Origin of the sequence: Halorussus salinus (genome assembly GCF_004765815.2) — an archaeon.
Classification (GTDB): Archaea; Halobacteriota; Halobacteria; order Halobacteriales; family Haladaptataceae; genus Halorussus; species Halorussus salinus.
Genome location: NZ_SBIS02000012.1, coordinates 93,866 through 112,573, shown reverse-complemented (window position 1 = coordinate 112,573; position 18,708 = coordinate 93,866). Strand labels below are relative to the sequence as shown.

18 protein-coding genes are annotated in these 18,708 nt (G+C 52.3%); 14 read left to right on the top strand and 4 right to left on the bottom strand.

From position 1 onward, the window contains the following. Positions 1–516: 516 nt before the first annotated feature. Positions 517–783 (bottom strand): transcriptional regulator, encoded by a 267-nt coding sequence (locus EPL00_RS24215; protein WP_135855250.1) that lies wholly within the window; start codon positions 781–783, stop codon positions 517–519. Between the two features lie 329 nt (positions 784–1,112). Between EPL00_RS24215 and EPL00_RS21495 the strand changes: the two genes are divergently transcribed. The 6 genes from EPL00_RS21495 (at position 1,113) to EPL00_RS21470 (ending at position 4,497) form a co-directional block, all read left to right on the top strand. Continuing rightward, on the top strand, positions 1,113–1,445 hold the full coding sequence (locus tag EPL00_RS21495) for a helix-turn-helix transcriptional regulator (RefSeq protein ID WP_135855249.1): 333 nt from the start codon (positions 1,113–1,115) through the stop codon (positions 1,443–1,445). Beyond that, the gene (locus tag EPL00_RS21490; protein ID WP_135855248.1) at positions 1,442–1,834 is read left to right on the top strand and encodes a hypothetical protein; all 393 of its coding nucleotides are present in this window, start codon (positions 1,442–1,444) and stop codon (positions 1,832–1,834) included. The genes EPL00_RS21495 and EPL00_RS21490 overlap by 4 nt, the downstream gene beginning before the upstream one ends. Before the next feature lie 271 nt (positions 1,835–2,105). Beyond that, positions 2,106–2,375 (top strand): hypothetical protein, encoded by a 270-nt coding sequence (locus tag EPL00_RS21485; protein ID WP_135855247.1) that lies wholly within the window; start codon positions 2,106–2,108, stop codon positions 2,373–2,375. A 95-nt stretch (positions 2,376–2,470) separates the two neighbouring features. Continuing rightward, complete coding sequence (locus EPL00_RS21480) at positions 2,471–3,370, top strand: hypothetical protein (protein ID WP_135855246.1); 900 nt, start codon at positions 2,471–2,473, stop codon at positions 3,368–3,370. A 568-nt stretch (positions 3,371–3,938) separates the two neighbouring features. Continuing rightward, positions 3,939–4,223, top strand: a complete 285-nt coding sequence (locus EPL00_RS21475; RefSeq protein WP_135855245.1) for a ribbon-helix-helix domain-containing protein — start codon at positions 3,939–3,941, stop codon at positions 4,221–4,223. Further along, on the top strand, positions 4,216–4,497 hold the full coding sequence (locus tag EPL00_RS21470) for a type II toxin-antitoxin system RelE family toxin (RefSeq protein WP_135855244.1): 282 nt from the start codon (positions 4,216–4,218) through the stop codon (positions 4,495–4,497). The genes EPL00_RS21475 and EPL00_RS21470 overlap by 8 nt, the downstream gene beginning before the upstream one ends. A gap of 180 nt (positions 4,498–4,677) precedes the next feature. Here EPL00_RS21470 and EPL00_RS21465 read toward each other — a convergent pair whose 3' ends face one another. Both EPL00_RS21465 and EPL00_RS21460 read right to left on the bottom strand, forming a co-directional pair. Then, positions 4,678–4,989 (bottom strand): hypothetical protein, encoded by a 312-nt coding sequence (locus EPL00_RS21465; RefSeq protein WP_135855243.1) that lies wholly within the window; start codon positions 4,987–4,989, stop codon positions 4,678–4,680. Positions 4,990–5,393: 404 nt separating this feature from the next. Beyond that, entirely contained in the window at positions 5,394–6,395 is a 1,002-nt protein-coding gene (locus EPL00_RS21460; protein WP_135855242.1) for a PDDEXK family nuclease, read from the bottom strand. 137 nt (positions 6,396–6,532) lie between these two features. Here EPL00_RS21460 and EPL00_RS21455 point away from each other — a divergent pair, with 137 nt between their 5' ends. The 8 genes from EPL00_RS21455 to EPL00_RS21420 all read left to right on the top strand — a co-directional run bounded on the left by EPL00_RS21455 (position 6,533) and on the right by EPL00_RS21420 (position 18,124). Then, complete coding sequence (locus EPL00_RS21455) at positions 6,533–7,294, top strand: hypothetical protein (RefSeq protein WP_135855241.1); 762 nt, start codon at positions 6,533–6,535, stop codon at positions 7,292–7,294. Between the two features lie 121 nt (positions 7,295–7,415). After that, the gene (locus tag EPL00_RS21450) at positions 7,416–9,689 is read left to right on the top strand and encodes a phospholipase D-like domain-containing protein (protein WP_238398283.1); all 2,274 of its coding nucleotides are present in this window, start codon (positions 7,416–7,418) and stop codon (positions 9,687–9,689) included. Positions 9,690–10,922: 1,233 nt separating this feature from the next. Next, positions 10,923–11,207, top strand: a complete 285-nt coding sequence (locus EPL00_RS21445) for a translation initiation factor eIF-1A (RefSeq protein WP_135855240.1) — start codon at positions 10,923–10,925, stop codon at positions 11,205–11,207. Positions 11,208–11,487: 280 nt separating this feature from the next. Continuing rightward, positions 11,488–11,658 carry a hypothetical protein gene (locus tag EPL00_RS21440; protein WP_162224300.1) on the top strand — a complete coding sequence of 57 codons (171 nt, stop codon included), beginning with the start codon at positions 11,488–11,490 and terminating at the stop codon, positions 11,656–11,658. Between the two features lie 677 nt (positions 11,659–12,335). After that, on the top strand, positions 12,336–12,710 hold the full coding sequence (locus EPL00_RS21435; RefSeq protein WP_135855239.1) for a hypothetical protein: 375 nt from the start codon (positions 12,336–12,338) through the stop codon (positions 12,708–12,710). 416 nt (positions 12,711–13,126) lie between these two features. Further along, on the top strand, positions 13,127–14,707 hold the full coding sequence (locus tag EPL00_RS21430; protein ID WP_135855238.1) for a DUF4352 domain-containing protein: 1,581 nt from the start codon (positions 13,127–13,129) through the stop codon (positions 14,705–14,707). Between the two features lie 365 nt (positions 14,708–15,072). After that, a complete protein-coding gene (locus tag EPL00_RS21425; protein WP_135855237.1) occupies positions 15,073–16,356 on the top strand; it encodes an AAA family ATPase in 1,284 nt (427 codons plus the stop codon). Further along, complete coding sequence (locus EPL00_RS21420; RefSeq protein ID WP_135855236.1) at positions 16,349–18,124, top strand: 5-methylcytosine restriction system specificity protein McrC; 1,776 nt, start codon at positions 16,349–16,351, stop codon at positions 18,122–18,124. The genes EPL00_RS21425 and EPL00_RS21420 overlap by 8 nt, the downstream gene beginning before the upstream one ends. A 4-nt stretch (positions 18,125–18,128) precedes the next feature. On the opposite strand, the gene EPL00_RS21415 is transcribed toward EPL00_RS21420, so the two are convergent. Continuing rightward, positions 18,129–18,395, bottom strand: a complete 267-nt coding sequence (locus EPL00_RS21415; protein ID WP_135855235.1) for a hypothetical protein — start codon at positions 18,393–18,395, stop codon at positions 18,129–18,131. Positions 18,396–18,708: the final 313 nt, after the last annotated feature.

Below are 18,708 nucleotides of genomic sequence, written 5' to 3'. Positions count from 1 at the left end.
ATATGGACTTAGATTGAGTCTGTATAGGGTTACATTTATGTATCCATGATTAGCAAACCTATACCAACGGCCGCTGGTGGGTGATTCGTCCAGCAGAAATGGACGCGTGTTGGCCCACGCGCCCACCATGCGGTCGTTAGGAGAAACGAACCGCATGTTCGCCTATACTCAGACGGGACTTGAATGTCCCGCACGACCAGCGGATAGTCTAGCAATCGCCCACACGACGCGAGGTGTCCAGCGATGAGCGCCGACACTTCCGTGTCGGTCGAGAATCTTCGAGCGTTCGAGCGTGATCTCCTCTACGCGGTCCGGGCGCTCGAACGTGACAGTGAGAACTCGCCGAGGGGTCTCGGCATCAAATCTCGTTTTGAACGCGAGTACACGGCGGTCAAGCGAGCGCGCTACACCAGCGAGGTCACCCAGATAACGAACTCGACGCTCGCGGCGACAAAGCCGATCAAAAACACGAGTAACAGTCGAGTTCACCGATGGACGGACGTGCTGGACATCAGGCTACTTCTCGTCTTCGTCGAGCGTACTCGCGTCGAACTCTCCCGCGAGATACTGCTGGCCTGTTTCGCTGATAATGTAGTAGCCTCTCTCTTCGCGCTCAACAAGGCCGTAGTCCACGAGAGCCGTCAATCGCCGATTCACTTCGTGACGGCTTCTGTCGATGTTCTTGGCGATAACGGCGGGGGAGAGAATCAGACCCGACGATTCGAGCGTTTCCAGAATGCGCTCGTCGGTGGGGAGTTGCATCCAATCGCCGGGTCTGCGCATGATGAGGACCACCAATCGCTCATTTTTACCGGCGTCGATATGTCTAGTCTTGCACAACGATTGTTGAGGAACGACACAACAATTGATGTGAAGATTTATGTACCCTGTGTTCGCACATGTTCTCTAACGGGAACGATACGCGGACCCGTCACTCCTCGATGGGTCCATCACAGAAAGCAAGCGGACCGGTGTTTGGGCCACCGGGTCCGCGAGACGCTCCCGTATCCAGCCTACGGAAGCATGTACGCAAACACGACGGCGGGACTTGAAACTCCCGCACGACCAGCGGATAGTCTAGCAATCACCCACTCGACGGGAGGTGTCGGGGCATGAGTGCTGACACTCTCACATCGGTCGGAACCCTCCGAGCGTTCGAGCGCGACTTGCTGTACGCGGTGCGCGCGCTGGAACGCGACAATGACACCCCGCCGAAAGGTCTCGCCATCAAGGCCTACCTCGATGAACAGTATGGCGATGATATCAATCATTCTCGCCTCTATCAGAATCTCGATCAACTCGTGGAATGCGGTCTGTTAGAGAAGGCCGAGAGGGATGGCCGCACGAACGAGTACGCGACGACCGACACTGCCGAGCAACCCCTCATCGAACATGCCAAGCGCCGCGCGGATGCGGTCGGCCTGCATGGAGGTAGCTCGAAATGACCCACGCTATCGAGGAGGTCGGCCCGGATCTCACTGAGGCGATTCCCGAGACGTTCGATGTGTGCGACAACTGTGGGACACCAACGATTCAACTCTCGTCGCACACCTGTCCGGATCCGGAGACGGTGGACGACCCGACGCGCGAGGACCTCGACATACGTATCAAGAACGACCGCTACCCAGAACACGAAACAGTTCTGGTCATTCGTTCGACGGGCCAGCGGTCGTATGCCTACCACGAAACCGACGAGAACGACGACCCGCTGTGCCCGGTTGACCACGACGACCTCACGCAACTCGCCCGTCGCGAAGCCCAAGCACAGCGGTACGCACCCTGTCAGTTTTGTCAGCGGATTCGCCGTGCGAACGAGGAGGTGACCAGCCAATGAGTACCACGACGACGCTGGAAGATGGTGAGTGTCCGTGTTGTAATTCGAAGATTGCCGCGATCACTGCCGATAGCCCGAGCCAGCATACGGTCCAACCCTGTGGTTGCACACTCCCCGGCGGACCTACTGCTCGCACGGGAGGTGAGAGTCGATGAAGCCGTCTCGCTCAATCGCGACGACGGCGGCCGATCTCACGAGCTATAAACGCGATCTCTTGCTGGCGACCTACCGCGCGAACCAAGCGAACGACACTCCGGTTGGGACGGATGTCATGGACGAACTGGAAGCGCTCGGTCAGACGAATACCGAGGGCGGCCAGTTCTATCCGCGACTGAATGAGTTAGTCGAACGCGGCTTCGTCGCCAAGAGCGATCACCCGGACGACGCGCGGGGATTCACCTGCGACCTCACCGAGGAGGGCCGAAGTCTTCTGACGCAGTTGTTTGTGCGGAGTGCTACGTCGCTCGATATCGACGTTCCCGAGGCGGAACTCCCTGCGAGTCCGCTGACTCAATACCTGCACGGGAGAACACGCGGGTAGCATAAACTCGCTCTTAGTCGTCCCACTCGCGCCCACGCACGTCTAGCAGACGGTATCGCCACGCAACCATCCCTGCCGACACCCCCAGAGAATCTATGACAACCGACACTCCCACCGACGACGGACTCCCCCAACAGCTTGACGAACTTGTCGAACAGCGAATCCAGCAAGCAACCGCGGACCTCCACGAACAGATCATCGATCTCCAAGCCGAAGTCGAGGACCTCCGCAACGAACTAGCCACCGAACGCGAGGCCCGTCGCGAGGCCGAAGCACGACTCGCAGACATAGAAGAGACACTCGACGGCGAACACGACGCACGACTCAGCGCGCTCGAAGCGAAAGCGAACGGCACTCGATCAATGATCGCGGAACTCCAGTCCCGCGAGCTAGAGAAGAGCGCCCACCTCCGGTACGAGAACGTCGAACCGAACATCATGGACGAACTTCTGGATGTGGACGGCGAGCGCGTCGAACGCATCACCAAAGACGACGGCAACCAGTATGCCCGCCTGCCCGGTGAAGAGGATGCGCTCGACCGCGGGGGCGCAGTCGCACATTCAACCGCGGATCTCCTCCCACTCCAACGCCTCGCTCGCTACGACGATGAGATGCTCGCGAGCGTCACCAATCGCAAGCCGGACGAATTAGCCGCGAAGGCGTGGCGGAAACGCGACGATCCCGGCCGCTACCAGTTGTGGACTAGCGGGAGCAGCGGGTGGCGCGTCTACTGCAAATCCTCGGACCTCGCGGATTGGATTATGCGTCACGAGGAAGGCGTGTCGAAGAACTACGCCCAAGAACTCGCCCGGCGGACGCTCGACGCGATGCGGGAACTCAGCAAGCATCGACTCATCACCACCCAGAAGAAACGCACCGCGGACGGCCTGACATACAAGGAGAACGTCGTGGTGTTAACCAAAGACGCCGACCTTCCGGGTGAGCCATCGCTTGGTGGAACTGACGGTCCGGACACAGACGAGGTGGCCGGATAACGGAGTGGCCGGACCAAAAGAAGCCCCGAGAGGGACACACCTCTCACCCAACCACCCGTACTCGGCCACGGTTTGGATCCGTCACGACGTGTAGCCCACCCCTTAGAGTGGCTCCTCGTGGCGGTGACGCCGTTCGTTTACCTGTACGTATAGTATTTCCAGCGGTGTCCAGCGGTAGAGACGGAGCGGGTGAAGTGGAGGTTCTACCGCCAACAGCGTTTGTGGCCGGGTGAAATACTCCCGATGAGGATGGTAGTGGTGCATCGTGCTGTGGTCGAGAGTGTCATTTGTGTGGGGTAGGCGCGGGGTTCGTGTTTGGTCGGTGTGAAGTATCGGAAGTTTAGAGGGAGTAGGAGTGGTCGCCGTTTGGGATCACGTGAAGAGGGCGGGACGACGACGGCGATTACTAACCAATGCGGAGGAATTTAAATCGACTTCATTGGTTAGCGTGATACAGACCGATAGCGCATACCTCCGTCTTCAGGCGCAGGAGGAGGTCAACGGTCGGAGGAGAGTGAACGCTTCACTCGGCGTAACCGTTATTGCTACACAAATTCAACACACAGCCATGTCCGAAGCCGATACTCCTCCCGAGAAGACGACTGTGAATATCCGGATGACCGAGACGTTTCTCGCCGACGTGGACGGGACGTGGAAGGAACTGGGCTACAACAGCCGGAGCGAGTTCATTCGAGACGTGCTGCGCGACGCGGTGAAGCATCCCGACTTCGACCGCGCCGACCTGAAAGCGATGCTCGCCAGCGAGGTGGACATCCAAGAAGGGCGGACCAGTTCCAGCGACGAGGTGAAGGACGAGTACGACCTCGGCGACGGTGCGACGGACGATGAGTGACGAGTGGGACTGGCGGCTCACCGACAGCGCGGAACGGACCTTCGACGGCCTCGACGACTACGCCCGCGAGCGCATCGTCTCGAAGTTGGACGAAGTAGTCGAGGACCAGTGGCGAGAACCCGACGACTACCTCGAACCGCTAGCTGGCGTTCCACACCAGAAGCTCCGGGTCGGGCCGTTTCGCGTCGGGTGTCGGCTGAGTCGAAACGAGAAGGTTCTGTGGGTTTTGATGATCAAGAAGCGCGGTGGCGACGCCTACCGGAGCGACGACTAATTGGGTCGTCAAGACCGCGGCGTCGGCGATGCGAGCGACCGAGAAGATGGCCGGACGAATTGCGGAGTTGAAGGAGCGAGGCGAACTCTGAACGCTCCTCACGGCTGACTCTCGGAGAGTCAGCGATATCTGTATCATGGAAACTGACGTGAGTCCTCCGGCTAAAGTCGGAGGAGGATGTCAAATTGTGAACTCCGGATCGTCGTCTGACTCGCGCTCGTCGAGGTCCTCTAAGGCGGAGTCAATGGCCTCTTTTATGCACTCTTTATCTTCGGTATTCGAGAGAATATCCGACACGGCTTTTTCGAGATCCTCCTCCGTCTGCTCAGCTAAGTCGGTGTCGACGGAGGGCTTGATTTCGGCGTCCAACTGTTCAAGAACTCCTTCCTTCGTCTCTCCGTGGACGGTGACCTCAAGGATATCGTCGGTCGCCGACCATTGCCGGTCGTCGTACTGCACCAGACTGATCTCTCGCCGGATATCTCGACTCATGACCCCTCGATACACATGTCCGAAAGAAAAGTGTTCGCCAACAAACCGCACCGACAGGAACGTTACAGACGCTCCTCGGTTGTACCGTCCCGCATACTCGAACGGTCAGCCACGAGGTGATGAGTAACAGAATCCGTGCGGGAATGCTTAAAAGGAGATCTCTATAGATAGCTCAGCACAACGCGCTAAGACCCTATCTGACGACGAAAAACGAACCATGCCAGATTGAGCGACTCATGTGGTAAGGCGAGGAGGTCGTCGTGGCTCCCCCGCGGCTAATTGCTGATAAGTAATGTCGTGTGTTGTTATAGTCGTTGACGGCGCATCAACGAATTCACCACGAGGCCGCGATACAGGACGCGGTTGGTTGGGTTCGTGAAGACTGTTCTGTGTCTGGGGAGAGTCTATGCGGATGGTTCGGTTGTTGGTACGTCACGGTCAACGTCCTCAAATCGTGCCTCCAAGTGGACTTGCCGTGTTAGGAAATTTTTTTGAGCGGCTTTTTTGAGGGCGGCTTCGTTGAAGTCAGGTGCCACTAACATCGAGATGATTTGGGTGGAGTCGGGTCGGTTTGAGTCTGCTTTATTTTTATAGTGATCTAATTGATCAACAGCCTTGGTCGACGCTGTTTCGGCTTTCACTTCAACGAGGAAGAGGTCATCCTGTGGGGTTTTTCCGCGAAAATCAATCCGTGCATCATCACCGACAGAGACTTCTCTCGAAAGTGTATTCTGGTCGAGTCGGCTATCCAGTTTATTTTGGTGTTCGGAAATATATCGCTGAAGATCAGCTTCGTCGATAGAGCTATGCGTGAAGTGTTCGTCAGTAATATCGACCGTATCGCAGTTGTCGATTGCGTCCTTGATTGCCGATATAAACTCTTGGCCTAGCTCTGTTTTTCGGATGAGTGTCTGACGAGATTTTGGAACGCTACCGTCAAATTCCTCTTCGAGATCGCTGCGGTACACCGATCCTTTCGCGCAGAAGTTTACATCCCAGACGTAGGGATGAGCGTCTTCTTTAACATCTGTTTTGTCACCGTCGTATCGGTACTTCTTAAGTTCAGCGACGCCATGGATGACTGATTCACCGCGAATGGGCTTTCCGAGAATAATCACGTAGTCACCCTGCTGGAAGTTTCGGTCTGACCCCCGGATACCGGCAACAGTTCGAATCGTTCCTGCAGCAGAATTCCGAGCGTGCTTGTCCATATCGTGCTTTTCATCTAGCTTTTCTTTAATTTTCGACTTCGACTCACTGGTAGTGTCGGCTTCCTCGTGGAGATCGCGAAGGCATCCAATTGGCCACCCAACTGACACAACATTTTCGTCACTCCAACTCGGCCAGCACTCGTAGTATCCACTTCGAAGCACCCAGATATCCGGCTCGGTATTATCTTCACTCATACATTTTCTACATATTTATGGCCATGAAAAGGTATTGATATGCTGGACCAGAGCATAGACTAGGCTGAGCAGAACCGAGTACCTAAATACGATAGAAACATTTATATATTGGTATCTCAACCCGCTAGTAAGGACCAATGAGTACCCCAAAAGAATATAGCGAGGACCGGAAACTCCGTCACACCTCAGACGGCCAAGTCGAAGTGTCGCTACCCTCGGAAGTCGTCGAGGACTATCATCTCGCTCACCAGCAACCCTACCGCATCACGCCCGAATTGGATGGAACCCAAGTCACGTTTCGAGTCGATGTCGGACCGGATGTGTCGGGCGAGCGGTCGAACGAACGGACGTTCAAGCAGTACCAGCAGACGAAGATGCGATGGCCGAGCCACATCGCGCAGGCATTGAACATGCGTTCGTTCGCCGACGATAGCCACGTCGCAACCATCTTCGAGCAGATTGACGACCACTCGTTCCGCGTCTCGACATGGCCAGCCGTAGAGCCATCGACGAGCGAATCGACAGACCTCCTCGACGGTGTCTCGCAGGTTCGAAAGTCGTTGGTGAAAATCAAACACGAGGAGTCGCCGACTGGTGTGAAGGAGTATCGGCTTGAGTTGCCGAACGAGTATCGAGACGTGTACGAACTGGAGGAGGGTGATGAGTTCGGGGTCCGTATCGGTGCGCGCGATGGACAGCTCGCGTTAGTGTTGGAACTTGAGCCATCTGAGCAGGACCGACGGACGTGGGCGTGGCAGACGTGGCGGAACGGAGTTGAAGACTTCGAGAATCTGCAATTCGGCGCGTACATCTCGAAACAGCTTGTTCACGGTCTTGACGAAGCGGTGGGGACGAACGTCAAGTTACGACCGGAAGAGGGTCGTATCGTACTTCTCTAATCGCTTTATCGGTCTTGGTGACCTCGAGCTGGCGGAACTGGGCGACGCACCGCAACTAAAAGTGCGTCCACCGTGCCTCGCTTTTAGACGGATTTATTGGTAGGTATTCATATCCTGTGATATGGATGAATTGAAAGCAAATATCTCATTCGACAGGTTCGCGGATATGCCGGAATTCTATGGTTCGGGCGCAGCCAAATACCGTTTGGCGATGGTGAAAGACCGAGACGATTTCCTTGACCTCTTCGAGGGAGCCCGCCATGTGGACGCTGTAACATACGCAGAGACTCCTGACCTGATGGTAAAGATGCTCACCGACTACGACATCGGGTCACTAGATGTACTCATTGGTAATGCCAACGACTATGCCGAACAGGTCAATGAGGTCTCAACCGCTCGGTCGCTAGTGCAACTACGGCAAGACAACCGTCTCACCGTTCGTTTGAAGAATCGGAAGATAGTCCACTCGAAGATTTACCGGATCGTAATGCCAGACGATACAGTAAAGCTCGTACAGGGATCTGCGAATCTCTCGCGGAACTCTTGGGAGTATCATACAAATCAAATCTCAGTCTTCACAACCGAAGTCGGGACAGAACTGGACACGGAGTTTAAGAAGTTTATTGATGAGTACCGAGAGGGATACAGCGACCAGACGCTGTTAGAGGGATTGGTCGAAGCACTTGAGGCGGCCGATTCACCGGAAGAGCGGGAAAACCGGATTGAGTACTGGGTCGGTGCAGGCGACCTAGACGTGAGCGACACAGCCGCCCTGAACCAAGATGCCGTCGAGGACTTGAAAGACGTCGCAGACAAAGTCACCGCTGTTGTCGACGACCCAGAGGAGGCCGATGAAACGGTTGCGTTCGTCGAAGAACCCGAGAATGCCACTCGGACCGTCGTTGAATCTAATGAGTCGACAACCGAGGAAGATTCCAACAAAAGCGAGGACGATGATGAGTCGCCGGATGTTGGGCTTGTCGAATCAGACCATGAGACGGACCTGACGGATACGCTTGACCGGCCGCGCGTTCGAGCGCCTGACGAGAAGATTCGAATGGGTACGAGCAAGGTGGATAAGGACTCGGCTGACGAGTTCGGGAGTAGTCTTCGAGATCGCGGTGCAACCGTCGAGGACCACAGTATTACTGCTCCACTAAGCGCGTACAACAACCAAGTGAAAGAATCGACCTCAATCCCGACGATGTCGGTTCTTCCCGAGGCTGAGCAGATTATTATCGGTGAGGACGACGAAATTATTCTGGTTGCCACTGAAGACCCGACGCCCGAAGTCTTGAATCATTGTCTGGGAACCATCGAGGATTACATCAAGACTGTTGACGACCACGGCCACACCCAATCGGAGACTGCGGTAATGGCACAAATGTATGAGGCGTTCCTCTATGGGTTTTGGGCTCCATTCGCTAACCAGTACGCTGAGGCATTGTCGTCGCCGTCACGGACGCTTGATAATGTCCTCCAGCATCTCTACATTGAAGGGAAAAGTGACGCTGGGAAGGACAAGCTCACCGAGTACATTCTTCGACTTGTCTCCGACAATACGGTCATTTCTGGGGTTGACGCAGACGATGTTGGTGTCAAGGAAGTTCGTGGCGTCCGCGAATGGGATACAAGTTTCCCATACGCCATCATCGACGCAGAAAAGGAGAAAATCCAGCGATGGAGCCCAATCCGGAATTATTGGGGTGACTGGACACCAACCAGCGTCGATCAGCCCTGCTTGATTTTCACGACGAACGACGCACTCCCAAAATCAGAGTTCCGGAATCGAATGAAGATTCTGAGCATGGATGTTTCCTTCCCCTCGAATCCGGAAGATCCAGGGTTCCGCGAAGCCCAAGAAGACCTTTCGGACGTATTGGAGCGGCAGAACCCAATCTTTAGTTACGTTGCTCGTCGGATGCTCACCGAGAAGCCGTGGACAGATGGAAATGGTACAATCGAGGATGTGCGTCGCATTTTCCGCGAGTTCTACGAGGAGGCCGGTCGAGAGCAACCAGAATATTTCCCTGCTCAGGAACCCGCCGAGAAAACGTACGACACGGGGCGGATGAAATGGCAACGCGACATTCAGGGTGGCCGCGTCACGTTCGAGTCTGAACCCGACGCAATCACCGCTGATTTCGACCGTGAAGAATACGAAGTATACGACTATGAGAAACGCCTGCCCAAGCGATTTATGTCGGAAAAATCCTCTACCAGCGTCTATATCGGTGCCCCAGAGGAATTCGCCGAATGGATTGGATACTCCGTCGAAGAACTACTCAATGGTGTAGACGAAACCGGTACGGACACCACACAACCAGCCGAAGTGCAAGAGAGCGATAAAGGCACCGACACCAATAGTTTCCTCGGCCGATTACTCGGCCGATAGTCACGGACACTTTTGTCACCCAAAATTCGCGCCAAAATAAAGCGGAGAAACACTACCCGAAATTAAGACAAACTCGTTATCGAACGCCGTGGCGAAAACGCTGAAAAAGCGGCTGGGGACTTCGAGAAAGCGCTGTCGAAGGGTGAAGCAAACGACTGGCCGGACCGTCTTCGAGCCATTCAATCAGCAGAAGACGGAGAGACCGAGTAATCAAGTTCCAGATGTACCCTTGTGGGGTTGAAGTAGTAATCCACTTTCCTTCTTCGCAGTTCACTGCTCGAATCGGCGAAATGATAGATAGTCCGTGGGTCGTAGCGCTCTCAGTCGCCCTCGTCTCTACGGCGCTATACACGGGACTGTCCGTGTTAGTCTGGAGTTTTTGTCGATGGGTGGCTCCGACACCCATTCTACCAACGACGACACGTCGGGACCTGACGAGTTGTAAGCTGTCGTGGTGAAATCCGGTTTTGTGTTGGCTCTCGATGAAGCCTACATCTTATTCAAACGCTGAGAGAATACACGCAGATGCACTCAGCGAGTCGGGATCCGACGGTTCCGAGATCTCGACCAGGGAAGCCTGTAGTTCGGTACACCCTGCGAGGCCTGCGAGTACCACGGTTGCACTCGTCTCGAGAAATTAACGTCTCGTCGCTCGCTGTGCCATACCGAACGATTCCCTACTACTCGGATCGGTCTTTTTCTTCCAGCAGTGTCAGTAAGCGACCAAGGAGCGTCGTGAACGAACGGTCTCCAACGGCCGACCCCGGACTCGGTCTGCGTATCGGAGGTGTTTTGTACCGACGACCGAATTGAATACGTAGACGGCACGGTTGGCAGCGTCCTTTCAGCCTGCGTGGTTTCCACGTGTGGTTACCGCTGTCTGACCTACCCCGTCTGCTCAACAACCACGAGCGACGGCTATTCTAGTGTCTAAAACTGTGACCGCGGCGGTCTAAAGGCGATACTCACCAGCGAGGTGACGGACGATGAGTGACGAGTAGGACTGGCGGCTCACCGACAACGCGGAACGGACGCCCATTGGTGTCCAACCGACCACCTGCGCTGTTCGCCCGGACCGGAACCTGTTACCACTGCCCTCAAACGGGCTTCGGTTTCGGCTCTCCTGCACCTAATTCTGTAGTCCTACCTTCGACGATGTAGCCTCACGCAGTTACTGGTCCGTGCCAACAACTGTTCCGGATGGCTTTTCCGTGGTAGGTTCCTCTATAAATTATGAGTGAAAATTCGGGCCGGCGGAATCTTCGAATGCCGAACAACGACGAGTTATTCGGTGTCGTGACCGAACACAATGGCGGTAACCACCTTCGCGTTCAATGCGAGGACGGCGAGAATCGGATGGGTCGTATCCCCGGTCGCATGAAGTACCGCACTTGGATCGAAACGGGTGATGTCGTCGTCGTCGAACCTTGGGACTGGCAAGACGAGAAAGCCAACGTGGAATGGCGCTACACCCAGCAAGACGCCGACCAGCTCCGAGCCGAAGGCCACATCCAATAACTCCTCTTGAATCTTGAGGCAGCCGACTTTCTGTCGTACTCCGCGATGTCGCTCACGGAGCGGTGCGGTCTTTGTGGAATTTCTCCTCGACAAGGCGGTATTGTAGACAACGCTTGGTGAAATCATCATTTGAAATGCCCGCACGGGCCAGTCAGACGGGAAAAGCCGCCCGCACGGAGGTGGGGACCTGTGAAGTGAAATGCCCGCCACGTTCCGGAAGGGCTTGACGCTAGCCCTTGGTCCTGGATAGCTACCTTGACCTCATCGGTCTTCCCCATGGTTGCAGAAGTTCTTTCAAACCGACTTAGACGAGGAGGCGACGTTCGGCGCGCACAAGACGGTGGTCTTCGAGTCGGGGATATTCTACGAGTTGGCAGTACTCCCCTTCGGCAAGGAGTACTCGCGAGCGCATCGGTACACCAAGTTAGGGAAGTTCAGGATGCGTCCGTGACTGACGAGTTGTTCTGAGTAGGGTCGTTGTAGACCTCCTTGGGAGCAGGGGGGTCGTGAAAGCCGACGCCTTCTGGACGACTTCAAAATACGCCTCTCGCTGTATCCGCTTGGCTAACCAATGACGCCAAACGAAAAGCCGCCCACATTGGTTAGCTCGACATACCCCGACTACGGTAGTTACTCCAGTCTGAGCCGGTGATGTAGAGCGCAGTTTAAATACAGTTTTGCTGGTGTAAAACGTGCGTTTTCTCGGGTAATGGGCGCTCTATCTTGTTTTTTGCTTCCAGTAGTTTTAAGTTAGACACGTGCATAATTCTAGTTAGGAAAGCCGGGGCTATTCGGGCTTGTTCTTCTCTCTCGGGAGAACGGTCCGCGGGTGCTGGCACACCCGAGACCACGGCTTTCCAAGGTGATGGAAGCCATGTTCGAGTTACCACTAGCGCAAGAAAAGCGTATCGCCAGCGAACTATCTGCGGACCGTTCGGAGGAGGAGTAAGTATGGGGTGTCGGAAATGCGGATGCGCGACTCCTCACCGGATCTGCCGTGAGTGCGAGCGTATGGAGCGCGCTGAAGAACAGGCGCGCCACTCCGAGCTTGGGCTTGCTGTTGCGGACTGTCCCGAGTGCGGCGGTCAGACCAGCGGCGAAGGTGTGGTGTGTTGGAGGTGTCGCTAGATGGCGTTTGTTGAATCGGACGCCGAGACCCTGTGCGTCGAGACCGACATCGAGCAGGTGCTTACTGGATTGCAGGTCGGGCTGGACGGTGCGAAGGGGACATGTTGCTGTTGCGGCCGGGACCTGCATGACGGTCACCGTGTCACCGTCTACGCGTATCGCACCGCCGGACATGACACGTGGACCCTGCCGCGGGTGTACTGTCACGACTGTAACGGTGGCCAGATCGAGACGCCCACCCTCGGAGTGACTGAGATTGTAGCCACCGCACTCCTCGGAGTATTGCAAGTGGCCTCCTCGCAGACGGCTCAGTTGGTACTGACCGGCGTCGAGGTAGAGGAGTACAGCAGGCCGGACGAGGGGAGCGACGCATAGCGTCGTCACTCCGGAACCGCTACTCTATCGCTGTTCGGTGTCTCTCGGTGTTTGACCTCGGTGGCAACGGTCGGGAAACGGTGCGCGCCTCGCTAACCAATGAAGACGTTATCAGGTGTTCGATTCATTGGTTAGCGATACTGCGGGTGCAATCCGGGTTTTCGCCACTTAACGACTAAGCCGGTGTTTTCCGAGCAGGAGAAATCCAATGTGGCCTACTGCTAACCAATGATCGCTACCCAACAGAGGGCTTCATTGGTTAGCGTAGCTTAGTCTCAGCATCGTATCCACAACAGTTTCTCAGTCGGTTATCTTTGAGGAATGTGGCTATATATTATTAAATTATATTAACTAATAATATATTATATTTTATTTACTTCAATAGAATTATTTAGTGTCTTTCTATTCCAACGAATATGGAGAGACGGAAATTCCTTGCGCTAGGTGGAACAGCAAGCCTCACGTCACTTGCGGGTTGTCAAGTGTTCAGTAGTGCTGTTCGAACCGGTCCACCTCATTTCGAGGAGGTTGAGCTTACGGGGCCGTCCGAAGCCGAGGTCGGTCAAGAATTCTCGCTTACCATATCTGCGAAGAATACCGGCGGTAAGAAAGGCGATTTCACGAATACTCTAACCGTCGGAGAGGGAGCATTTAGCGTAGAGGAGAATATCCAGATTGGGAGCATCCCGGTCACCAAAACGAAATCGACGGAGGTTGGACCGTTCCAGATAGGGACGGCTGGAGACTATGAATTCAGAATCACCGATCATGGGGTTTCGCATACGGTCTCAGTAACGACAAAGGCGTTTGAGGAAGACAAAGCTCTGGAAATCGAAAACGGGCCGACTATCTCGGTGAGTGATACGACGGTCCGTCAATCAGTTGCTTATCAGACGAGCAATGGCCGAGAGATTTTGACGCCGGAATCCGACCGTGTTTTCGCTTTCCTTCAGTTATCAATTGAGAACACAGGTGACAGTAAGCTCTATACTGGGCCTGATTCGTTTAGTGTGAAGAACGGGGAGCGAATTGCCCAGTTGGACCCAGTCGGTGTGAGCCTCGACGCTCTCCGCATTGACGGGCAACCGTTGTCGAGTGATACTGTGTTACCGGGTGAGTCAAAAGCTGGCTGGATTCTCGTTGAGGTAGCACCGAAAACTCTCAAGAACGGCATTGATGTCTTCTGGAACCGTGGAGGAGAGAATTCAGAACCGGAAGCGCACTGGACGGTCAGTTCCACGCAACTGCCCCAGTTCGAAGTCGCTCAGATGGAGTTCCCAAGCGAGGTCGAAATCGGCGCTGAAGCAGAGGGAAGGATCACGGTCAAGAACACTGGGTCCGCAGCGGGAACGTATTTCGGGACGCTCGAACGTCGGACTACCGGAGAAACACAGTGGGAGCAAGTCGGAGTATTCTCACTGGATCTTCCGGCTGGCGCAAGTAAGTCTTGGTCAACGACGATTGAAAAAGCACAGATCGGTGCCACACAGTATCGCCTCCGCCCCGGTTCAGTTCACAAATCAATCAAGTTCACGCCAGCCTCGCGGTCGCTCGGAGACGGCTATACAACACCAAACGGTGCGAAAATCACCACCAACATCGGTGGGTTCAATTTCAGCGGCTTCAGCGACTCATACACCCATGGAAGCGGATGGACTGAGGAAACCACGAACGCATCCTCCGGCAAGAAATTCGCGTTCGTCAAAGTCACCGTCAAAAACACGACCAGCGAACTCCTCGAATTCCCATCCAGTACCGACATCACGGTCCTCGCGAACGGCCAACAATACACCGCCAAAGACGAGGTAACCCTCGGAGATCTCGAACTCCTCTCACCCGTAGACGGCGTCCAGTATGCTGCAACTTGGAACTATGAATCGGGAGAAACAGAATCCGGCTGGTTGATCTACGAAGTACCAAGCAGTGTGTCGAAAGACCAACTGACCATCCAGTACTCCCCCAACGACAAAATCACCGCCAACTGGACAACTAAATGACTTCCTGAAGAACATCATCTTCACCAGACAGCCACCAACCGAGTGAAAACTATTCGCGTCGTCCGCTTATAGACACCAGAGAGAACAAACGGCCAAGCCCGGAAACATCGAGCAATCAACTGCGCCAACGTCGAGTAGCGCGACGCGTTCAGTCTGAGACTAGTCGGAGCCATGTGATGACGCCGAAATCGAAGTTCACAAGCAGATATTCGTCGCCTTTCGATACTTCGCTAACCAATGCAATACAGGCTCCGCTTAGCCACATTGGTTAGTGAAATACAAATAGGAAACAAATAATAATTCATGCATGATATTTAGTGCTACCTAACCGGTTCATTTATTATAGCAGACTATAATATTCCAGTATGAATCACACTCGGGACTCTTCTCAGGGTCAGGAAGAGCAGACTACTCTCCAAGATGCAAAAGATAAAGCTGTAACCCTGTATCGTCGTTATGACGAAGCAGTACGAGCCGCCAGAGAAGCAGCGACAGCGGATGTTCTTTATTTTCTGACTAGCGATGAGATTGTTGAATATGTGGATGACGATTCTTATCAGGCTCCATTAGATGTTCATCATGAAGACGGTATGGGAGATATTCGCCGACAAGTTCTTTACTCCGACTGTGATGCAGAACACAAAAAAGAGATCCACCTCCGCGCAGATAATACACCGGAAGAAGTTCGTGTCCCCCGTGATGTTCAAGATAATGCTTTTGGGGCGCTACAGGCAGGGAAGCCTCTCGTTCTTTATGGGCCAACAGGTACTGGGAAAACTACATTTGCGAAGCAATTAGCGAATGAATTTGACAAGAACATCGGATACGAAATACATACTGCAACACCATCTTGGACAGCTGAAGATATACTTGGACGAATTGAACCAGAGTTGACAAACAATGAGGAAGGATTGCAGTACAACAAACGTCTTGGAGCAGTAACCCAAGCAGTTGCTCAGGCCCGCGAAATCTGTGATGATGGCTATACATATACAGTAATTCTTGATGAAATCACACGTGCAGACATCTCCCGGATCTTTGGCCCGTTATATTCGGCGATAGAGAACCCGAATCAAACAATTTTTGAGACCGATGATGGGCAAACCATACAGCTAGATCAAAATGTTAACATTATCTGTACAATGAACATCTCCGACCGAACGGTGAATGAATTAGACGATGCAATCACTCGGAGATTTGCTATGATAGACGTGGATCATTATACAGATACAGGCCGAACTAAGCTATTCGAAAGTTGGATAGACGGAGCGAATATTCCGATTGACGGTGACGAATTGCGAAATCTCTTTGAACGAGATCACAGCCGACTGAATAACAGGAATAACGAGTCTGAATCTGCAATTCAGCAATTCGGACCAATGCATTACAAAGATGTTATTTCTTTTTTAGATTCAACGTGTGGTGAGGGTGGGCGTTACGAAGGTCGACCGTACGAAGCAGTCGGTCAAGCTTATCGTACGTACATCATACCTAGGCTATTGAATACTTCCACATACGAAGATATGAAGCGAATCAAAACCCATTATGAGGAAATTAATAGCCAGTCTGATTTCGACTTTTCTCCCGCAATCGAGGTGGTGAATCGTCGTCAGGAAACGACAAGACAACATCTCGGAATTCATGAGTAGTGTAAACCTCCCATCTACCCTAAGTGTAGACGAACACGGAAGCCACACACAACAAATAGATAACCCTGATTTAGTTGCATCACAGTTGCAGGAAGCAGCTTTCCAACCGGATCCAGTTCAGGAAAACGTATTCAGGAAGAAAAAGCGCACGAAATACGACGAGAAGGATTATTTAATCGCAAAAGCCGAGATCGATAATCGGAATAGCGAATTAGAGATTACCGCTCGTGACCATGTCGGCGTTACACCACTTACCCCATCCTCAAGTTTAGAAATAAAACCTAAAATTGATTGGAATGAAGTATTTAATGTTTTCTTGGAAGTACACAGGTATAAGCGCACGTTCAATTACCAAGGGGTCCCAATTGAGAATTTTCTCAACGATGATAAGGACTTGACAGATGTCTATCTCATAGTTGCTGCAAACTATATCGAGAGTTTGAAACCGATTTTTCGTCAGGGAGTCATACGAACGTTTGATAGCCAAAGAGTAGATGCAGTCGATGCTCACGGTCGCATTGATATCAAACGAAGTATCTGGAATTATAAATCCGGAACTCCGAAGCAACATTTCGTCACTAAAGAACCAAATTATAATATTCCAGTTAACAGCTTGATTCACCTAGCTGGAAAATATCTTCTCGCTTTATTTCGTCGTTACGAACCTAACAATCCTCATCAAGGTTACTACAGTATATTTTCCGAAGTTCAGGAGAAAGTCCGGTACTTAGAGGAAAGAGATATCTCTAGTAGCTCTTCCGACATTAGAGAGTATAGTCAAATAACGGTCGGATCGCTACCACCCCAGCGGGCTTATTATCAACGAGCTATAGAAATCTCAAAAACTATTTTATCTTCAGCGATTGGTGAGCCAATGACTGGTGGGGAAAAACATCTTACTATGGATTATCTAATTAATATGGATAGTCTTTTTCAGGAATACTCTCAAATTGTTTTAGAAAGGCAAATAGATAAAATATCATCAGAGTTAACTGATGAATCAGATATAGAAATAAGAAATGAGGAAAAAACTAGCCCATATTCAGATATAGATACTCATATCCGGCCAGATCATTTATTAGTTAAAGATAATGATATAATCTCTATTCTTGATACAAAGTACTATTCTGGGGGCGTTAATCCAGTTCGTAATTTAGAAAATAGGAACCAAATGTATCGATACTCTACAATTCTCAATGTCGACGAGATGGTATTTCTTTGTCCAGAAACTAAGCCAGTGGAACATAAAATTACTCCTAGTGGGAAAGTCATGAAAGTTGTCTCACCAACAGATTTCACAACAGAGAACTACGAAGCAAGCATTCGGGAATACTTAGAAGATACTTTCAATCTCTCAACAATTGAGAAGGAACTCTTTGAAAAAATTGAGCAGGGACATATTTGTGGGATCGGCGCTCCCAATCGGGCACCGTCAGAAATACTTTCGATGCCTGAACTATCATTACCCATTAATAAAAGCTTCCTTCGTGAGATTCAAAAAGACTTTATTAAGATAGATGATTCGCTTCCAAAATTCGCATACATACGGCGAAAGTACGGATTTAGAAATCCCTTCTATCAGAATATTCGAGATGCAATCGATTCACCCCCAGACTGGGCCAATCTTATCATTCCATTAAAATTAGAAGTCCAGAATGATGGTGAATTAGAGAATCATCTCCATATTCAGTACGTGGCTAAATCCGAAAATTCGATAGACAAGATAGATCAGAAATGCATTCCAATACCAGCTAAGTGGCAACAATGACTTCTCAGTATTCGTCAGACTCGTTTTCTAGTTCACTTGCATTGAGATTGCCCATGAGATACTGGCGACCGAGTTCGGTGATCTGATAATACTTTTTATCAGGATTATCGATTTCTAGAAAGCCGTGTTCGGTTAATGTTTGAGTTCGGCGGCGGACAGTTGAATATGAAATTTCGTGGTTTTTCTGGAGGTTGTAGTGGATAGGGGTCGGAGGAAGTGCGATTTCAGTATCGGCTAGAAACTCTAATATCAACTCGTCACTATCAGTCATCCATGGTGGGCGAAGCCGCACGTTATTGAGTACTCTAACTCCGTTTTTAATTACTTTGAAAATATTTCTTCCTGAATATATTTCTACCCACAGTCTGAGTAGATATTTGGCCAAGTTTTATGTATGTTGCATTTACACACTTGGATAAGGAGTAGTCACGGGTATCAATCTGCCAATCCGAGAATCGGACCGGTGCTAGGATCACCGGCCCGTGATGCTCCTCAGGCGAGAAGCATGAGTGCCTACACCCAGACGGGACTTGAATGTCCCGCACGACCAGCCGATAGTCTAGCAACCACCCATACGACGCGAG

Bases quoted from the DNA above. Each gene is read 5' to 3' on its own strand.
- EPL00_RS21415 (WP_135855235.1), bottom strand. From the start codon at position 18,395: ATGACTGATAGTGACGAGTTGATATTAGAGTTTCTAGCCGATACTGAA.
- EPL00_RS21480 (WP_135855246.1), top strand. From the start codon at position 2,471: ATGACAACCGACACTCCCACCGACGACGGACTCCCCCAACAGCTTGAC.
- EPL00_RS21495 (WP_135855249.1), top strand. From the start codon at position 1,113: ATGAGTGCTGACACTCTCACATCGGTCGGAACCCTCCGAGCGTTCGAG.
- EPL00_RS21430 (WP_135855238.1), top strand. From the start codon at position 13,127: ATGGAGAGACGGAAATTCCTTGCGCTAGGTGGAACAGCAAGCCTCACG.
- EPL00_RS21425 (WP_135855237.1), top strand. From the start codon at position 15,073: ATGAATCACACTCGGGACTCTTCTCAGGGTCAGGAAGAGCAGACTACT.
- EPL00_RS21420 (WP_135855236.1), top strand. From the start codon at position 16,349: ATGAGTAGTGTAAACCTCCCATCTACCCTAAGTGTAGACGAACACGGA.
- EPL00_RS24215 (WP_135855250.1), bottom strand. From the start codon at position 783: ATGCGCAGACCCGGCGATTGGATGCAACTCCCCACCGACGAGCGCATT.
- EPL00_RS21470 (WP_135855244.1), top strand. From the start codon at position 4,216: ATGAGTGACGAGTGGGACTGGCGGCTCACCGACAGCGCGGAACGGACC.
- EPL00_RS21485 (WP_135855247.1), top strand. From the start codon at position 2,106: ATGGACGAACTGGAAGCGCTCGGTCAGACGAATACCGAGGGCGGCCAG.
- EPL00_RS21460 (WP_135855242.1), bottom strand. From the start codon at position 6,395: ATGAGTGAAGATAATACCGAGCCGGATATCTGGGTGCTTCGAAGTGGA.
- EPL00_RS21435 (WP_135855239.1), top strand. From the start codon at position 12,336: ATGGCGTTTGTTGAATCGGACGCCGAGACCCTGTGCGTCGAGACCGAC.
- EPL00_RS21450 (WP_238398283.1), top strand. From the start codon at position 7,416: ATGGATGAATTGAAAGCAAATATCTCATTCGACAGGTTCGCGGATATG.
- EPL00_RS21490 (WP_135855248.1), top strand. From the start codon at position 1,442: ATGACCCACGCTATCGAGGAGGTCGGCCCGGATCTCACTGAGGCGATT.
- EPL00_RS21465 (WP_135855243.1), bottom strand. From the start codon at position 4,989: ATGAGTCGAGATATCCGGCGAGAGATCAGTCTGGTGCAGTACGACGAC.
- EPL00_RS21475 (WP_135855245.1), top strand. From the start codon at position 3,939: ATGTCCGAAGCCGATACTCCTCCCGAGAAGACGACTGTGAATATCCGG.
- EPL00_RS21455 (WP_135855241.1), top strand. From the start codon at position 6,533: ATGAGTACCCCAAAAGAATATAGCGAGGACCGGAAACTCCGTCACACC.
- EPL00_RS21445 (WP_135855240.1), top strand. From the start codon at position 10,923: ATGAGTGAAAATTCGGGCCGGCGGAATCTTCGAATGCCGAACAACGAC.